The sequence below is a fragment of the Methylosarcina fibrata AML-C10 genome (genome assembly GCF_000372865.1).
Taxonomy (GTDB): domain Bacteria; phylum Pseudomonadota; class Gammaproteobacteria; order Methylococcales; family Methylomonadaceae; genus Methylosarcina; species Methylosarcina fibrata.
Genome location: NZ_KB889965.1, coordinates 2,476,471 through 2,491,870, shown reverse-complemented (window position 1 = coordinate 2,491,870; position 15,400 = coordinate 2,476,471). Strand labels below are relative to the sequence as shown.

The window sequence follows — 15,400 nt, the reverse complement described above, 5'->3', positions numbered from 1 at the left end:
CGGAATCCGGTCAAAAGCGGCACTTGAAACAGTCCTTAATATTTAGCGCTGTCAGCCTCGTAAACCAACCCCTTGTCTTTGGCTTGCCGGCGGATGGCGCCGAACAATTGGGCATCCAGCGAATCCTTTTTTCCGCCTTCGGCAACGACTTTCTGCCGCAAGTAATCGTTACGCTGCTCGGACAGTTTTTTGATTTCGGATGCCAGCTCGCTCCGTTCCTTTTTCGCGTTGCCGACAAATTCTTCCCGGGCGGCAGGCGAGAGGACTTGCAGGCTTTCCGGCAGGGATTTTTTCGGCAGACCGGACAGCTTTACCCGGCCGCTGGCGACCGCATCGACCAGTTCGTTTTCGCCGAGAAAATTGGTTTTACCGCTGGGGGAGGCATTAAAGGTTGCCCGGCGCGCTTGCGATTCGGTGCTGGCTTCTTTATGCAGTTTCTCGGTCGCGGCCACTTTTTCCGCCTGCTTCGCCTTTTCTTCATCATTGCCGTAGAAGAGGCGCGTTTTATCCCATTGGGCGGATAACTCCGCCAGTTTTTTATCGTACGGCGTCGCAATGGCGACCGCATTGCCGGATTGCCCGACCTGAAAATAACTGCCTTGCCCCAGACTGGCGACTTGCTGCCAATCGGCGGTAACGCTACGGTCTTGCCCGCACTGGATCGCGTTGACGATGATGCCTTTTTGTCTGGCCAACGCGACCGTAACCGGGTATTTGACGTCGTCCGGGTAATCCATGTGCGGCGGCGCATCGCCGACTAGAAAGATGACTTTGTAGATAGTGGGGCTTTGGCTCCAGGTGATTTTATTCACCGCATCGTGAAGAGCCTGATTAACGCTTTCGGGACCGTCGCCGCCGCCATCGGCCTGAAAATCCATCAGCTTGGCATACATCGAATCCAGGTCGCCGGAGAGAGGAATGGTCTGGGTGATATAAGCATCGCCGCGGTCGCGGTAGGCCACCAGCCCCATTTTGATGTCCGGCGCGGTTTGCGCGGAGGCCATGGTGCTGGCGATCGACCAGATTTTTTCCTTGGCCGCCGCGATCAGTCCGCTCATGCTGCCGGTGGTGTCGAGAACGAATACCACCTCGATTTGCGGGCGTTGATTGGCGGCGGCCACCGGCGGTATCGTAGCCGGATTAATCCCTTTGGATGGTGTTGTGACCGGTTTTGCGGTCGTGGCGACGGCCTGCCGGACTGCCGGGTAAAAGGCGACCGTCGCAGCGGTCGCGGCAAACAGTCCGAGGGTCAAGAGTCTGGTTTTCATCAGCATTTCTCCTAAGGTAGTGTTGAAAGTTTGCGCACGGCCGCTTCCGCTGCCTGGTAGGCGCGTTTGAATTCCGCTTCGCTGTTCGAGAAGACCGTTTCATCGGCAAACGTTGGCTTGTTTCCTGGGGGAATGGCAACGAACAACGCCTGGATCAGGAAAAAGCACCAAAACGTCAGGAACGGGCTGCCGGTGTAATGCAATGCCCAGAACGCCGACGCGACGCCGGCCAGGCATAAACCCAAATCGGCCAGGGCTGGAAACAGGCGGCTATAAAAATACAGCGAGCGAATCAGCCAGATCGGAAGGACATTCAGCATTAAAAACAGAATCAGGGACGGAAAGAACAGCCAGACCGCCGCGGACAGGAGGCACCATGAAAGCACCACCGTGATCCGGCCGATGCGTTTCCCGCTGCGGCTGAGCAGGTAAAGGCTGTAGACAAAAGCCGATCCGCTGATGACCAGACGGATTGCCATGTCTTCCGCAAACAGGAAGGACAAGGCAAAAAATCCGATGGCGCCGGCGAGGCTGGCCGACAACGCGACAACGACGCCTTCCCAAAATGTCGGCTTTTTCATGAGTCGCTCCATTTTTGTTTTTCAGAAAGGAAAGCGGTTTCCACGTCTTCATCCCGGACGCACACCGATGGGTTTTCCCGATGAGTCGTGTTCAAGGCGCCTTCTTCCAGAAAGACTTCGGCTTTCTGCTTCATCGCCGTTAATTGCACGTGATGTTCCGCGAGCTGATCAGTTAAACGGGACATTTTTTCCTGCATGGTCGTTATTTTTTCCCCAAGCAACTGCATCGCCTGCTGCGTTTCGAGCCTGCGTTTAATGAAAGACCGTGCCAGGTCGTCCTGATTGGATTTAAAACAGAGCGCGCACTTTTCTTCCAGATCGTCCAGCGATGCCGCCAGCCGGTCGCGTTTACCCGCCAGTTGCCGGCATTCGTATTCCCATTGGCGAATTTGCTGTTCGTCGGCGGCAACGGATTCTTCCATTTCCCGGATGCTTTGTTTGAGCAGCAGAGCCGGTTCTTCGATTGCGTCCAGCACCGCATGCAGGTCGGCCCGGAAAAGCCTCCCCAGTCTTGTAATTAAAGCCATGATCTGACCTCGTGCGTAAATGATTGACGGTGTTCAGTCTATGCGCGCGGAGTCACAATGGGTTTCGGCCACTGGAACGATGCTGATCAATCGTTCAGTCTATGCGCGCGGAGTCACAATAAACAGGCACGGTTCGGTAAAACCTTCGGCGCAGGTTTTACAAAAAATTTACACTGCGGTCGCTCATAAATTTTATAGGCTTGCTACACTGTCCGTGTGTTCCGGCCCGAGGGTTGCGATGTCCCGTAAATTACGCATTCTGATTATTGAAGACGAAGCCGCCATCCGTACCGGGCTGATCGACGTCTTCGTCTATCACGGTTACGACGTCGATTTTTCCGGCCACGGCACGGAGGGCCTGACCAAGGCTTTGAGCGGAAAATTCGACCTGATCCTGCTGGACGTCATGCTGCCGGGCATGAACGGCTTTGAGATCTGCAACCGGATTCGGGAAAAGAACCGCGATCTGGCCGTCATCATGCTGACGGCAAAAAGCAACGATGAAGACATCATCGAAGGCTTGTCGCTGGGCGCGGACGATTATGTCGCCAAGCCGTTTTCGGTGGCGCAACTGGTGCTCCGGGTGCAGGCGGTCTTGCGCCGAACCCGTCAGGGCTTGTCGCAAGATCCCTCGATACAACTGGGAGGCGAGCTGTCGATCGATTGCCGGAATCTGTCGGGAAGGCGCGGGCCGCAAGCGCTCTCTTTCACCCGGCGCGAGATCGAGATTCTGCAATATCTGCACGGTCACGCGAACCGGCCGGTTTCGCGCGAGGAGTTGCTCAGCAAAGTGTGGGGATATGCCAATCATCTGGACATCGAAACCCGTACCGTGGATATCCATATCGCCAAATTGCGCCGCAAGATAGAAGTCGATCCCGCCGAACCGCGATTTCTGATCACCGTGCGCGGCGCCGGTTACCGGCTGATCGGGCAACAGCCATGAAACGGAATCACCTGCAAGGCCTGGATAAAGCAAGACTCCGGCGGTGGCTGCTGATGTTTTTCCTGAGCCTGGCGATACCGACGGCGGTATTGATCCAGCAGTCCTACAGCCGCTTGAAATGGGAGACTTTTCATCAGCATCAGTTAATGGCCGAGGAACTGACCCGCCGGATCAATAATCACCTGATGCGATGGATTCATACCGAAGAGCAACGCCCGTTTACCGATTATGCCTTTCTGAACGTGGCCGGCGCTCCGACGGCCAATTTTTTACAACGATCGCCGCTTTCCCGGTATCCGGTTCAAGCGGAAATACCGGGGTTGATCGGTTATTTTCAGGTGGATGCGGCCGGCAAGCTGTTAACGCCCTTTCTTCCCGAAGAGATCGAAAAAGCGGGGAGTTACGGCATTGCCGAACGGGAGCTGTCTGAAAGGGCCGCCTTGCAGAATCGGATTCAACAGATATTAAGCGCAAACCGGCTGGTGAGAAATCAGCATGCCGATGCCGGAAAAAATGATCAGGAGATGCGCGCTCATTTGGCCAAGCGGCAGGACAAGGAAATGGTTGAAAACGAACAAGAGACTGCTTCGTTTGCCCGATCCGGCGAAGACGGCGAGCTCCGGAAACCTGCCGCGCCTTCCGCCGGCGCCGGCCAGGCGGTCTTCGACGAGCTTAACAAACTATCCCCCGGAAAAAGCAAACAAGAAAGCAAATTGGGCCGGCTGGAGGATATCAAATTAAGGCAAACCTTTCAGAAAGAAGCCGATCAGGCAAAGAACGAAGAAAATTCCCCTAAGGCCCTCAAGGCGATGCCGAAAAAGGCGCGGACCGAGCAAAATGCCCTGCCCGAATCGATCAACGAAGCAAAAAAATCATCCGGTTATGCATCGGAAGAGAGCCGTCGTCCGATTACATCGGCAGCACATCCGGAGGCGCAAGCCTTGCGTATTCGCACCTTTGAAAGCGCCGTCGACCCTTTCGAATTCAGTCAACTGGATAGCGGCCAGTTTGTCCTGTTCCGCAAAGTCTGGCTGAACGGCCAGCGCTATATCCAGGGGCTGTTGATCGAAAAAGACGCGTTTTTGCAAGAGACTGTCAACACGGCGTTTCAGGAAACCGCGCTGTCGCAGATGAGCGATTTGCTGGCTGTTTTTCAGGGCAACGTCCTGTCCGCCTTTGCCGGGCGCGCGCCGCGAGGTTATCTGTCGAGCGCCGCCGAGCTTCAGAGCGAGCTTCAGGGCGAACTGCTTTATCAAGACCGGTTGTCCGATCCGTTGAGCGAATTACAACTGGTTTTCAGCATTACTCAGCTTCCGGTGGGGCCGGGGGGATGGGTCATCATCTGGCTGACCGTCGTGCTGACCGTCGTTTTTGGGGCCGGCTTTTATTGGATGCACCGGCTCGGCGTCGGCCAGATCAATCTAATGAATCAGCAACAGGATTTTGTTTCTGCCGTCAGCCATGAACTGAAAACGCCGCTCACCTCGATCCGTATGTACGGCGAGATGCTGCAAGCCGGCTGGGTGGATGAAGCCAGGAAAAAGACCTATTACGACTTCATTTTGGATGAAAGCGAGCGCCTGACCCGGCTGATCAATAATGTGTTGCAGCTTGCCAAAATGACCCGGAATGAAAAAAAACCGGAATTGAAAAGCCTGACGGTTGCCGAACTCATGGACAGCCTGCAATCGAAAATTTCAACCCAAATCGAGCGGGCAGGCTTTTGTTTAAAGCTGTCCTGCGATGAGGATGCGGCTCAGGCCAGAATCAAGGTCAATCCCGACTGGTTTATCCAGATCATGATCAACCTGGCCGATAATGCCGTCAAATTTTCCGCCAAGGCCGATATAAAGACGATCGAATTGTCCTGCCATCGATCAAGCGACGTCCGTATTCAGTTCAAAGTACGCGATTACGGTCCCGGCATCGCCAAAGACCAACTGAAAAAAATATTTAAACTTTTTTACCGCTCCGAAAACGAACTGACGCGTGAGACCGTCGGGACGGGTATCGGGCTGGCCTTGGCGCAGCAAATGACGGCCGGCATGAACGGGCGGATCGAGGCAGGGAATCGGGATCCGGGCGCTGAATTCAGAATCCATTTCCCGGTAGAGAAATCTTCCGAAAACGTCAGGGCACTATGCCGCTCCAGGTCCTCATCGCGTTGCTGAACCGCCCGGTGCGGACTCGCATGCCGCATGGTGTGGGGGCAGGGCATTCCCGGTTACCGGCTTGGACAGCATTTTGCGGCGTGCCAGCAAGAAAATATTCTTGAATCCGTCCATGTCCGGCTCGACGCAGGACACCACTTTGTCAAACCCAAGATTTTCAAGATCACTGGAAATGGTTTTTTCGTCGTAGATGTGCAATTGCATGGCCGGTTCAAACATGGGACGCCGCCTTAGCAGGTTTCTGATCCAATTGACCGGAGGAATGGCGTACCTTATTCGAACCAGCGCTCGAACAATTTTAGGCGCACCGCTTGACGTGAAAAAATGGATAGCAAGAAAACCACCGTCCTCCACCTTATCGGCAAGCTGCTGGATTATTTTTCTTCCCCGATTCCACGGTATGTGCTGAAGCACGAGGTAGGTGTGCACCAAACTAAACTGATCTTTGATTTCTGAAAGATCGCTGCCGGAGTTGGTGTATTCAATATTTTGTACTCCGGCTTCCATTGAGTTGATTGCCGCTTCGGAGAGCATTGCCGGCGAAACGTCAACGCCAACGCATTTAACCGCTCGACGTGCAAACGGAATGGCGAGGCGTCCTACGCCACAACCGAAATCCAATACGCTACGCAAAATTAACTTTTCGTCGAAATTTTCGGACATCAAATCAAGAACCCTGGCAACATGATCCTCGCCGGTAAGAAAAAATTCCTCCCGTGCTTGGTCATCAATATTTTCTTTCCTGAAGTGTTCACTACTAAGGACGCCAAAATAAGGATCCGTAGCGCCCCATTTCTCCCAGTCTTTGTCAGTTCCCATGTGTTCCTCATCTGATTAATGCGGCTTAACGTTAAAGCTCACCGGCGGCAATGGATCGCCTTGTTCGGCTTATTTGTTTCCGACATAGATTGATATCGGATACGAAAAATGAATTTCGCTGCCGACTAAGCGAGCATCCATTCCCAATGAATTGGCATTGATGTCGTTTCTGAATATCTCCCTTATCTTCTCATCATCTCCCGGATTGGGGAACGATGCTTTGAGTTGTTTCTCAAGCTCCATCGGAACCTTGTAGCTTCCACGCTGAAGATTTCTCAACCCGGATTCTCGAAGAAGTTGTTCCCATGACTCGAATGACAACGCTTCGGTATGAGATGGATCGCGGAGTTTTTCCATGCGGTTATAGGCATCAACTTTGTCGGCAGGCAATGCTGCATCTGCGATCAAAATAACCCCTTTCGGCTTACACACTCTGATCATCTCTCAAAACTGCCTTCGGTTCGAGAAAGTGATGGAAGCTGTATCTGGTAACGACGATGGAGAAAGAAGCGGATGTGTAAGGCAATGGGGATGCTGTTCCGATGCCCCATGAGAGATTGACCAAACCAAGTTCTTTTTGGCGATTCCTGGCTTGCTCGATCATCTTTTTGGTGAGATCAATCCCCGTAACATGTTGAGCCACCTTGGCAAATTCGCAAGCGACGAGCCCAGGCCCACATGCGACATCAAGAACAAGGTCACCGCCAGCAACCTTGCTCATCTCAATAAGCATTTGGATTGAGTCCAAGTGTCCGGGCAACTCGGTGAAGGGAATTGCCTGCTTGGTAAATTGCTCAATAATTTCTGCGTCGTGTTCTTTCTGATTTCTTGCGGTCATCGTCTTTCTCCTTCTGCCGAACATAGGGGTGACCGGCGCTGCGCGGCTTTATTGCGCAGCGCCCAGCGACCGAAGGGAGCGAGGTCGACCGCCATGTTATGCATTGGTATTCCCGTTAGTGAGAGTGGTTTTCGAGCGCCCCGTACGAAACCAAAAGAGCCCCATACAAGCAAAGCGCCGGCCAATGTGAACAGTGGCACTACCATGAACAAGAGAATGCCAAACCCCAAGTCGTCACCTAGCTCCGCACGAGATTTCATGCCAGTTGAGAACATCTCGTAATAGGCAGCAAGCTCTGCCGCAAGCCATGCATATGCTGGCACGCTGACAAGAGCAACTATTGTTGCCAGAAATGCTCGGAGAGCCTTATGCATAACGCCAAGCTCAGCCGAGGAAGGCCGCGATGCGGCCTGACGTCGGCTGGAGCGATGTGTTAGCCATTTTTAGCGACGATGTGGGTAGGGATGCCATCAATGCTCATTTGGTTCTTCTCCTCCCAGTATTGCTTCAAACCGTCATCACCTTTTTTTGTTGCCCAATCAGAGAGCAATTCTCGATCACCGGCATACGAAAAATAGGGAACAGCCATCCCACAAGAAGTTTGCACAAGATCAATTCTGACGTCGAAAACTTGTCGAGCGCCAGGCAATGGGACAAATCGGCCAAAAAGATCATCCCACTCGGGAGAAGTCCTGTGCACAACCTTTGCCGTTCCGTAAAGCCGCAAGATCAGAGGCGGACCATCAAAGGCACAGAACATGATGGTCATTCGCGGGTTCTGCTGCACATGAGCGGACGATTCATTACCGCTACCGGTTACATTTAGCCAAGCAATACGCGAATTGCTTAGAACCCTAAACGAGTCCATACCTTTTGGTGAGATATTCACGCGACTATCTGCGGTTGCTGTCCCTACAAAGAAGATTTTTTGTCCTTTGATGAACTGGATATATTTATCGGATAATTCCTTAAATTGTTGACCCATTGGGTACTCCGTGTTGTTGGGTGGCTAACGTTTGACATAAGGGGTGATGCGCGTCAGCGCAGCGTCCCGCTTGATGGATGGGTTAGGGTTACTCATAGACAAGAACCCACCGCGTTTACTTCATTACCAACAGACTTGCCATCGGCACCTAAAAACACTTTAAGAATTATGTTCCATTCAGAACAAGGGAAGCCTATACCAGAATCAGGTACTCGCTCAACGTTAGCGTAAAGCCAGTTTTGTTTTTCTAGGAAGGCAAACTTTACCTGATGCTCTTTACCCCACTGAAGTGCTTTTTCTTTTGGAGTTCCTGTAGGAATGTTATGAGCCAATTCAGACTTCCAGAACTTAGTGCGCTCATTAAGCTGCGTGCTTTCAGAAGCACATCCAACCAAGGTTAAACAGAAAAGTATTGAGGCAAGAAAACGCATAAGACCCTAACGTTCGAAGTAACCGGCCTGCGCGGCTTTTCGCGCAGGTCCGGTTGACTGAAGGGTTGGGCGTCGCTTCACTGTGCTGCCTTATAGCTCTTGACTAGGAACCAGCACATGCCGAGCGCAAGTGATCGACCGAGGCGAGCCATTTGTTCCTCGGAGAGCCCAACTGGTCGATGCGACCCCGGGCTAACAAAGCTGTATACACCGGCAAGCCCTTTTTCCTCTTCCTGAGTGATGAAGCCTACGATCCTGAGAAACCCAATGACCGAACCCCACTTAGTATTGTCGTAGGGTGGAGAACAATTTGATTGTTGAGTAACCGCGATCGCCTTCGCCAACGTTTCTAGGGCGACGCGAATGTCGTTGAGGCATGCGTTGTAATTGTGCGGCGACGAACGAAATAGCTCTGACGACGAATTGACTTTTCTCACGATCTCGTCGGCGTTAGACAAGCCAGAAGCATTCAACTCAATAAGAAGGTCGTCGTCGAGCGGAGGAGCATCACTGATCGAGGGGTCAGTCTGCGTAAGCCGCTTATTCTCAATGATGTACCCGTCAAGTTGTAAGCAGCGCCGTAAATCACCGAATCGCTCCTCGTGCCGATACTTCTTCTCCACGCGAGCGCGAAGGTCACTATCGGTTCGGGCGATTTCCTCGATAAGAGACAATAGCTGCTCATCGTTCGCGGAACGGAAGCAGTTGATAAGCCCAGTAAGTAGCCTTCCTTCTTCAGTGGAAAAACGGATGCCGTGTTTGTTCACCGAAGCCACAACAAAAGCCGTCTCATGAAGTTCGAGATACTGCGCGAGCGAATAACGAGTTCTAGATCCGATCATCGTGTGCAACCTACGCTATGGCGACGTCCAACGTAGAGCTAACCGGCGCTGCGCGGCTTTATCGCGCAGCGTCCAGCGACCGAAGGGAGCGAGGTTAAGCGCCGGGTTAGCCCGCATTGGCACTGAGACTACCCAAAGAGAAGCCACCTACTTCGCAAATGCGCCCTCGCCACCACACACCTTTGTTGCCTGGAATGGGATTACCAGCAGTGTTGAAAAAGCGCGCGTCTTTCAAATGCACGAACTGCGGCGCAGGGCGGTCAGGTTCGCCCTCCTTCGGCGGGCCGTAAATTTCCCCATAAGCGCCGAAGCTATCCTTTATTGCGCTTGCTGTTTCCGGGTCGTTGGCAAAGGGACTCGCGAAGTCGTTTGCAAAACCCTCGAAGTACTGCTTGCCACTGACAAGGTTCCCGGACACGAGCATTCCGCTGACTTGCAGCGTGATGCCAATTTCCAGACTTGATTCATTGGCCATACGAACAAGCGATTGTAAGAACCAATCGGCGTTAGCTGACGGAGATGTCGGGGATACGGATTCTGCTTCGGTACTCATCGGTCGTTCTCCTGATAGAGATGTGTGGGGGGCGGATTGAGGGCTAACGTAAAGGTAAGGGGCGCGCCGCTAAAGGAAACCAAGCGAAGCCGCCGAACCCGATTCAAAAGCCAACCTTCAAAACTGCCTTAGGGCGGCGCGTCCCTTTGACCAACTTGTTAGGTTTTGTTTTTACAATACCTTTCTTTGAGTTGCTCAACAGTCAAAAGCGAATCACCTCGATGCAGCATTCTATGGCAATTTGAGCAAACAAGTGCCAAGTCTTCAATCTTTGTCCTTTTTGATCCAGCTAGTTGCGCGACGGGAGTTTTGTGGTGAGCTTCGATGAAGCCATGACCAATTTCCCCATAACTAGCAGCGAAATCTAGCTGGCAAACTTCACACTCAAGTTTTCCTGTTTTGGCAAGCCGTTGCGCTTTTGCCCGCCTAGCAATTTTACCGTCGCGCTCAAGATAGCGATGTTGCTTGAATTTCTCTTTTCCTTCTGGAAAAGAAGATTCATCGTCCTCAACGACAACTTCATTCTCGGGCAATTCATCCGAAAAATTGGATGGGGCTTCAACTTGTTGTGGATGTGGTGTGCGTGTCCCGTCGAAATAATGGCCGAGCGAGCAACCCGAATGGCCTGGTCGATGCTCGGCGTGTGCTCGGGTTGTGTTATTGCGGCCTGCTTGCATTAGAACTATTGGGCCATGGCACTCAAGGCAGCGCACGACGAGTGCTGGACGTGTACGTGCGGACTGTACCGACACCACTTTCCATTTATCATTTATCCAAGCTTCGCAATAGCTATTTGAATGTGTTGTAGTAACCATGAAGACCTAACGCTCCGTTCAGCGGCGCGCCGCTTGCGGCGCGTCCGTTGCAACGGATGGTTGGGCGTCTGCCTTCTGAAGCACCCAGATCATGACTGGACTCCGACCTGGATCGAACGGAGAGCGATCGTAGTTTCCATAAAGACCCAGAACATGGAATCCCGCGTCTCGCGCCATCATCTCGAAATGATCTCTTTCGACGAATTCGAACTCCATTGGCAGCAGCTGTTTCGAGCGCAGCCGTCCATCGCTGCCGAAGAACTCGAAGAACTGCAGCCGCTTCACCAGAGGATGTCCGCCCTGTTCGAAGCCGGAGACGACGAGGCTTCCGTCCGGGATCGGAAACCTCCCAACGACGCGCAATGTTCCATCTACTTGGGCTCGGCGCACCGCGGGATTGTGCATCGTGCAGATGAAGCGGCCGCCCGCGCCCAAACACGCAAACACTGCCGAAAGTGCTTGGCGCTGGCGCGGCTCGCCTACGATCTCCATGAACGATTGGAACGGCAGCAGCGCCAGCTGAAAGCGTGTGTGAAGCTCAAGTTGGCAGACATTGGCACACAGGACTTCCGCGCTGAGACCACGGTCCCTCAATTTCCGAGACAGGACGTCAAGCATCCCCCGGGACCCGTCGACGCAGGTCAACTGCACTCCTGCCTGGATCAATGCAAGTGAGAGCCGCCCCGTGCCTGCGGTCAATTCCAGGACCGGCCCCTCTACAGTCGCTGCCTCCTGCAGGAAGAACGGGATGTCGTAGTCCGCCGCCACGTACAGGTCATAGATCTCCGCGACGCTGTCGTAGTCGATTTGAAAACTGCTCATGGCCCTCTCTGAGACGCCTAACGTGCAAGCTCAGGGGCGCGCCGCTTGCGGCGCGTCCCTTGGAGCGACGGGTTGGGCAGCTATGGGATATAGCCAGGCCACTAGAGCACCATAGATGCAGAATTCAATGAAACCGGAAAGAAACCACGCAGCCGCTAATGAGCCTGGAATTGGGTATAGGAAGAACTGATTCAAATCGACAAACAGACCGGCCAGAAGCGCAAAGAATACACCATGACCGAGTGCCCGTTTGATGCCGGGTGTACGGACAAATGAAATATATGAATAGACGAAAAGCGTTGCGACCCCTGCGGTAAGCAGGAGGCCAAGTACCATATTCCGTTCCCCGGCGGGGCGTGCTATTCCTTCAAGAGCCGAACCGGCCTCCTTGAGAAGCACCATGTGGACAAACCCATTCCACACCAAGGCGAAGATGAATATCGCCAATACCGCAACGACAAATCGTCTCGAATTCATAACGTACTCCAAAAGTGAAGTGCCCAACGTAAAGCTAAGCCGACCGCTGGAGCGTAGCGGAAGCGGGTCGGCTTGAGCGACATGTTATGCAATATATGCTCCCCATTGCTCACGAGACAACTGATACAAGCAATGCTCACGAAGCGGGCTACCAATCGGCACACTGGGATGCTCGAAGGTGGAGGTCGCGCGCATTCCGAGGCGCTCCATAACCGCCCGTGACCTGATGTTCTGAACGGTAGTGAAGGACACGATTTCGGTCAAGCCGAGCAACTCGAAGCCAACATGAAGCGCACCTTTTGCGGCCTCCGTGGCGAAACCCTTGCCCCAATATTGAAAGGCAAGCCGCCAGCCAATTTCTATACATGGGGAAAAGGGAAGTTCGGCTACCGGTATGTGCAAACCTACAAAGCCAATAAACTGACTGGCTTCCTTCGTTTCGGCAACCCAAAAGCCCCATCCGCGTTCTGAAATTAGAGATTGGCAACGGTCAGCCATTGCGTCGCTCTCTGTGCGCGTCAGTGGCGAAGGGAAGAACTCCATGACTCTTGAATCGGCGTTGAGCATGGCGAAGGGTTCGCGGTCGGTGGGCTTCCACTGACGTAAACGAAGTCGTTCTGTCTCAAACTCTATTAACTCAGCCATTTGTCACTGCACTCGGAGATGATGGTGCATAACGCCAAGCTAAGGGGCGCGCAGCGAAGCGGAGCGTCCCTTTGAGCGACATGTTATGTGCGGCACTTATGGGGTGCCTCACTTGCCATCCCTCACCTTAATGTATTGCTTTGTTTCTTCCGGCACGACGTCTGCGTACAGCAAGTCGAGCTCTTTTGGCTTAGTAATCATTTCATCAGCGATGAAGTTAATAACATGGAATAGCTTTAGGGCAATATCTCGCCCATCATCAAGGTCTATCTGACCGGGATGTACGGCGTTATTGCCGACTACTCGCAGCAAATCTAACGCTTGCTGAATTTTTGGACTTAAACCTCCAGCAACAAGCTCCTTAATATCATTGTTAATGTTATTCCCTGATTTACCGAGCTGTTTGAGAAGTAACTGCAAAGCCAGTCTTAATAGTGCGGTTGCACCTTTAGGGGAATCTATGGCAATCGTAGAAGCTTCAAGGTATAAATCCTGAATTTCCTGTTCCATATCTGAGTTTGGCGGAGCAACCGGGGTTTGCTTTGGGTAAACAATTTCTTCGTTAACCCAGAGAGATATTTTTCCGCATGTCGAACAGGTGGCGACAGAAAAACCATTTGGAACAAACTCGGGCATATGCCTGTTATTTGCAAGTTCTACTTCGTTAATAAATTTAGCAATAGCTTCCTGTTGATAATCTCGTATTTGGGTTCTGTAGTCATAGAATACGTGTTTAATGATGCTAGTAGTCAGTCAATTTAAATCAAAAGGATATATTGGGCTTGTAAGTCACTCTATAGTGGCATTGATGGTTACTGATTGAGGTCAAGCAATGCCAGCTCTTAAATACAAAGTCAATCTGACTGAAGACGAAAAGCGTGGCTTGGAAGCCATGATCAACAAAGGAAAAGCCGCGGCACGCCATCTGACACGCGCGCGAATTTTATTAAAAGCGGCAGCGGGTATTCAGGATAAAGACATTATCCAAGCTTTGGGTGTCTCGGAATCAATGGTGTTGACGACGCGCCAACGGTGTGTGGAAGAAGGCCCGGAAGCCGCCCTGAAAGAACGCCCCCGTCCAGGACGTGCCCCAAAACTGACGGAGAAGCAGGCCGCCCATATTATCGCCTTGGCTTGTAGTGAGGCGCCGACAGGGCATGATCACTGGACCTTGCGGTTGTTGGCGGACAAAGTGGTGGAATTAGCGTATGCCGACCGTTGCAGCTATGAAACCATCCGTCAGCTTTTAAAAAAACACTCTCAAACCCTGGCAGAAGCAAGAGTGGTGCATTCCCGAGGTGAGTGCTGAATTTGTCGCGGCGATGGAAGACGTGCTGGACCTTTATGAAGAACCCTACGATCCGTTGCGCCCGGTTGTGTGTTTCGACGAAAGTCCGAAGCAACTCATTGCGGAAGTCCGCCAACCTCTCCCGCCTGAGCCCGGTCAACCGGCCCGCTATGACACCGGCTATGAACGGAAAGGCGTCTGCGATTTGATGATGATCTGCGAACCTAAACGCGGTTTTCGGCAGGTGGACATCACCGCGCGGCGGACCAAAATCGAATTCGCGCACAGCATGAAGCATATCGCTGAACTTTATCCGGACGCGGCGGTGATCCGGGTGGTGCTGGACAATCTGAATACCCATAAAATGGCGTCTTTGTATGAAGCCTTTCCAGCAGAGCAAGCCCGTGAATTGGCGCGACGGCTGGAGTTCCACTACACGCCCAAGCATGGCAGTTGGCTAAACATCGCTGAGATCGAACTGGCCGTCTTGTCGAACATGTGTTTATCACAGCGGATACCGGACACAGAGAGCCTCCGGCGTGAGGTCGAAGCCAATATCCTACCGCGCAACACCAAGGCGACGCCCGTCAATTGGCGATTTACGACGCAACAGGCACGACGTAAACTGGCTCGCCTGTATCCTTGTGTTTCTTCGTGACTGACTACTAGTTGCTGCCTTGCTGGAACTGTTGACATCGAACCACTGTTGCTGCGACGCAACCTGGCAATGTGGACATTGAAATTTGCCACTCTTAAATTTGGGGGTTAGTTGCAAAGATGAGCTCCCATTCTGTTGGCCACATAACGCAGAGCTAAGCCGACCGCTGGAGCGTAGCGGAAGCGGGTCGGCTTGAGCGACGGGTTATGCTGTTTAAAATGCGCTTGCAATTGCATTTTGTACAGCGCGAATGGCGAACACATTGGAGTCATGCCCTGGGTCGCCAACTTCACCGAAGTTTGAACCTTGCCCCCATGTGATTGTTGGCTTTTGGAACGCCTTACCTGTAACTCGGAACGAATACGTTCCCGAAACACTTCTTTCTTCCAAGCCACCCAGATTGGATGACACCTTCTGACACGGAACATCCCATCCTTGGCGATAGTACTTGCCACCATAAGTGACAGACATAACCGCAGTGTCGCCTTCCAGTTTTCCCGAAACGCCTGTTATTGATACGTTGGCTTCGAGAGTATCGCCTTTACAGCCAAGCTTTACCCCAAGAGGCCCTTTGACATCCGAGCGACGATCCTCGGAAGACGAACCTGCACGATTATTTAAGATTGCACTCAAATCCTCTACCGCCCCAGCTTGAACTAGGCCAGAAAAGCTAGATGCGATAAGTAACGAAACAATACTGATGTTTTTCATTCTGAGACTCCGCTTTGTGGTTG

At 52.6% G+C, this 15,400-nt stretch carries 19 protein-coding genes; 3 read left to right on the top strand and 16 right to left on the bottom strand.

What is annotated here, in order from left to right:
• Window positions 1–35: 35 nt before the first annotated feature.
• Genes A3OW_RS0111700 through A3OW_RS0111690 form a run of 3 tightly spaced genes read right to left on the bottom strand, consistent with a single transcriptional unit; the run spans window position 36 to window position 2,376 of the window.
• Window positions 36–1,268: a vWA domain-containing protein gene (locus A3OW_RS0111700; protein WP_033412477.1), complete on the bottom strand. Its 1,233-nt coding sequence runs from the start codon at window positions 1,266–1,268 to the stop codon at window positions 36–38.
• An 11-nt stretch (window positions 1,269–1,279) separates the two neighbouring features.
• Window positions 1,280–1,849 carry a hypothetical protein gene (locus A3OW_RS0111695; protein ID WP_020563624.1) on the bottom strand — a complete coding sequence of 190 codons (570 nt, stop codon included), beginning with the start codon at window positions 1,847–1,849 and terminating at the stop codon, window positions 1,280–1,282.
• The gene (locus A3OW_RS0111690; RefSeq protein ID WP_020563623.1) at window positions 1,846–2,376 is read right to left on the bottom strand and encodes a PspA/IM30 family protein; all 531 of its coding nucleotides are present in this window, start codon (window positions 2,374–2,376) and stop codon (window positions 1,846–1,848) included. Before A3OW_RS0111690 ends, A3OW_RS0111695 begins: the two co-directional genes overlap by 4 nt.
• A 238-nt stretch (window positions 2,377–2,614) precedes the next feature.
• Here A3OW_RS0111690 and A3OW_RS0111685 point away from each other — a divergent pair, with 238 nt between their 5' ends.
• Both A3OW_RS0111685 and A3OW_RS0111680 read left to right on the top strand, forming a co-directional pair.
• Window positions 2,615–3,322 carry a response regulator transcription factor gene (locus A3OW_RS0111685; RefSeq protein WP_026223522.1) on the top strand — a complete coding sequence of 236 codons (708 nt, stop codon included), beginning with the start codon at window positions 2,615–2,617 and terminating at the stop codon, window positions 3,320–3,322.
• On the top strand, window positions 3,319–5,493 hold the full coding sequence (locus A3OW_RS0111680; RefSeq protein WP_020563621.1) for a sensor histidine kinase: 2,175 nt from the start codon (window positions 3,319–3,321) through the stop codon (window positions 5,491–5,493). The genes A3OW_RS0111685 and A3OW_RS0111680 overlap by 4 nt, the downstream gene beginning before the upstream one ends.
• Here A3OW_RS0111680 and A3OW_RS26445 read toward each other — a convergent pair.
• The 12 genes from A3OW_RS26445 to A3OW_RS24830 all read right to left on the bottom strand — a co-directional run bounded on the left by A3OW_RS26445 (window position 5,479) and on the right by A3OW_RS24830 (window position 13,356).
• Window positions 5,479–6,312: a class I SAM-dependent methyltransferase gene (locus A3OW_RS26445; protein ID WP_020563620.1), complete on the bottom strand. Its 834-nt coding sequence runs from the start codon at window positions 6,310–6,312 to the stop codon at window positions 5,479–5,481. The two genes, A3OW_RS0111680 and A3OW_RS26445, sit on opposite strands and share 15 nt — an antisense overlap.
• Before the next feature lie 69 nt (window positions 6,313–6,381).
• Window positions 6,382–6,720: a hypothetical protein gene (locus A3OW_RS28300; RefSeq protein WP_198291315.1), complete on the bottom strand. Its 339-nt coding sequence runs from the start codon at window positions 6,718–6,720 to the stop codon at window positions 6,382–6,384.
• 16 nt (window positions 6,721–6,736) lie between these two features.
• On the bottom strand, window positions 6,737–7,150 hold the full coding sequence (locus A3OW_RS28295; protein WP_198291314.1) for a class I SAM-dependent methyltransferase: 414 nt from the start codon (window positions 7,148–7,150) through the stop codon (window positions 6,737–6,739).
• 433 nt (window positions 7,151–7,583) lie between these two features.
• Window positions 7,584–8,135, bottom strand: coding sequence for a pyridoxamine 5'-phosphate oxidase family protein (locus A3OW_RS0111660; protein ID WP_020563618.1), 552 nt, complete (start codon window positions 8,133–8,135; stop codon window positions 7,584–7,586).
• Between the two features lie 92 nt (window positions 8,136–8,227).
• Window positions 8,228–8,566, bottom strand: coding sequence for a hypothetical protein (locus A3OW_RS27855; protein WP_026223521.1), 339 nt, complete (start codon window positions 8,564–8,566; stop codon window positions 8,228–8,230).
• Window positions 8,567–8,643: 77 nt separating this feature from the next.
• Window positions 8,644–9,408, bottom strand: a complete 765-nt coding sequence (locus A3OW_RS0111650; RefSeq protein ID WP_020563604.1) for a hypothetical protein — start codon at window positions 9,406–9,408, stop codon at window positions 8,644–8,646.
• Between the two features lie 106 nt (window positions 9,409–9,514).
• Window positions 9,515–9,961 carry a gas vesicle accessory protein GvpU gene (gene gvpU, locus A3OW_RS0111645; protein ID WP_020563617.1) on the bottom strand — a complete coding sequence of 149 codons (447 nt, stop codon included), beginning with the start codon at window positions 9,959–9,961 and terminating at the stop codon, window positions 9,515–9,517.
• A gap of 158 nt (window positions 9,962–10,119) precedes the next feature.
• Window positions 10,120–10,776, bottom strand: a complete 657-nt coding sequence (locus tag A3OW_RS27150; protein ID WP_083918203.1) for an HNH endonuclease — start codon at window positions 10,774–10,776, stop codon at window positions 10,120–10,122.
• A gap of 18 nt (window positions 10,777–10,794) precedes the next feature.
• Window positions 10,795–11,598, bottom strand: coding sequence for a class I SAM-dependent methyltransferase (locus A3OW_RS0111635; protein WP_020563615.1), 804 nt, complete (start codon window positions 11,596–11,598; stop codon window positions 10,795–10,797).
• Between the two features lie 30 nt (window positions 11,599–11,628).
• On the bottom strand, window positions 11,629–12,075 hold the full coding sequence (locus A3OW_RS0111630; RefSeq protein WP_020563614.1) for a hypothetical protein: 447 nt from the start codon (window positions 12,073–12,075) through the stop codon (window positions 11,629–11,631).
• A gap of 84 nt (window positions 12,076–12,159) precedes the next feature.
• Window positions 12,160–12,720, bottom strand: coding sequence for a GNAT family N-acetyltransferase (locus tag A3OW_RS0111625; protein ID WP_020563613.1), 561 nt, complete (start codon window positions 12,718–12,720; stop codon window positions 12,160–12,162).
• 108 nt (window positions 12,721–12,828) lie between these two features.
• Window positions 12,829–13,356, bottom strand: a complete 528-nt coding sequence (locus A3OW_RS24830; protein WP_033411715.1) for a DUF4145 domain-containing protein — start codon at window positions 13,354–13,356, stop codon at window positions 12,829–12,831.
• 196 nt (window positions 13,357–13,552) lie between these two features.
• Between A3OW_RS24830 and A3OW_RS27145 the strand changes: the two genes are divergently transcribed.
• Window positions 13,553–14,666, top strand: a protein-coding gene (locus tag A3OW_RS27145; RefSeq protein WP_085984322.1) for an IS630 family transposase whose coding sequence is annotated in 2 segments (ribosomal slippage) — window positions 13,553–13,980 and window positions 13,979–14,666 — 1,116 coding nt in all. Because the reading frame shifts where the segments join, the coding sequence is not laid out codon by codon here.
• 213 nt (window positions 14,667–14,879) lie between these two features.
• Here A3OW_RS27145 and A3OW_RS0111605 read toward each other — a convergent pair.
• Window positions 14,880–15,377: a hypothetical protein gene (locus A3OW_RS0111605; RefSeq protein WP_020563611.1), complete on the bottom strand. Its 498-nt coding sequence runs from the start codon at window positions 15,375–15,377 to the stop codon at window positions 14,880–14,882.
• Window positions 15,378–15,400 lie beyond the last annotated feature (23 nt).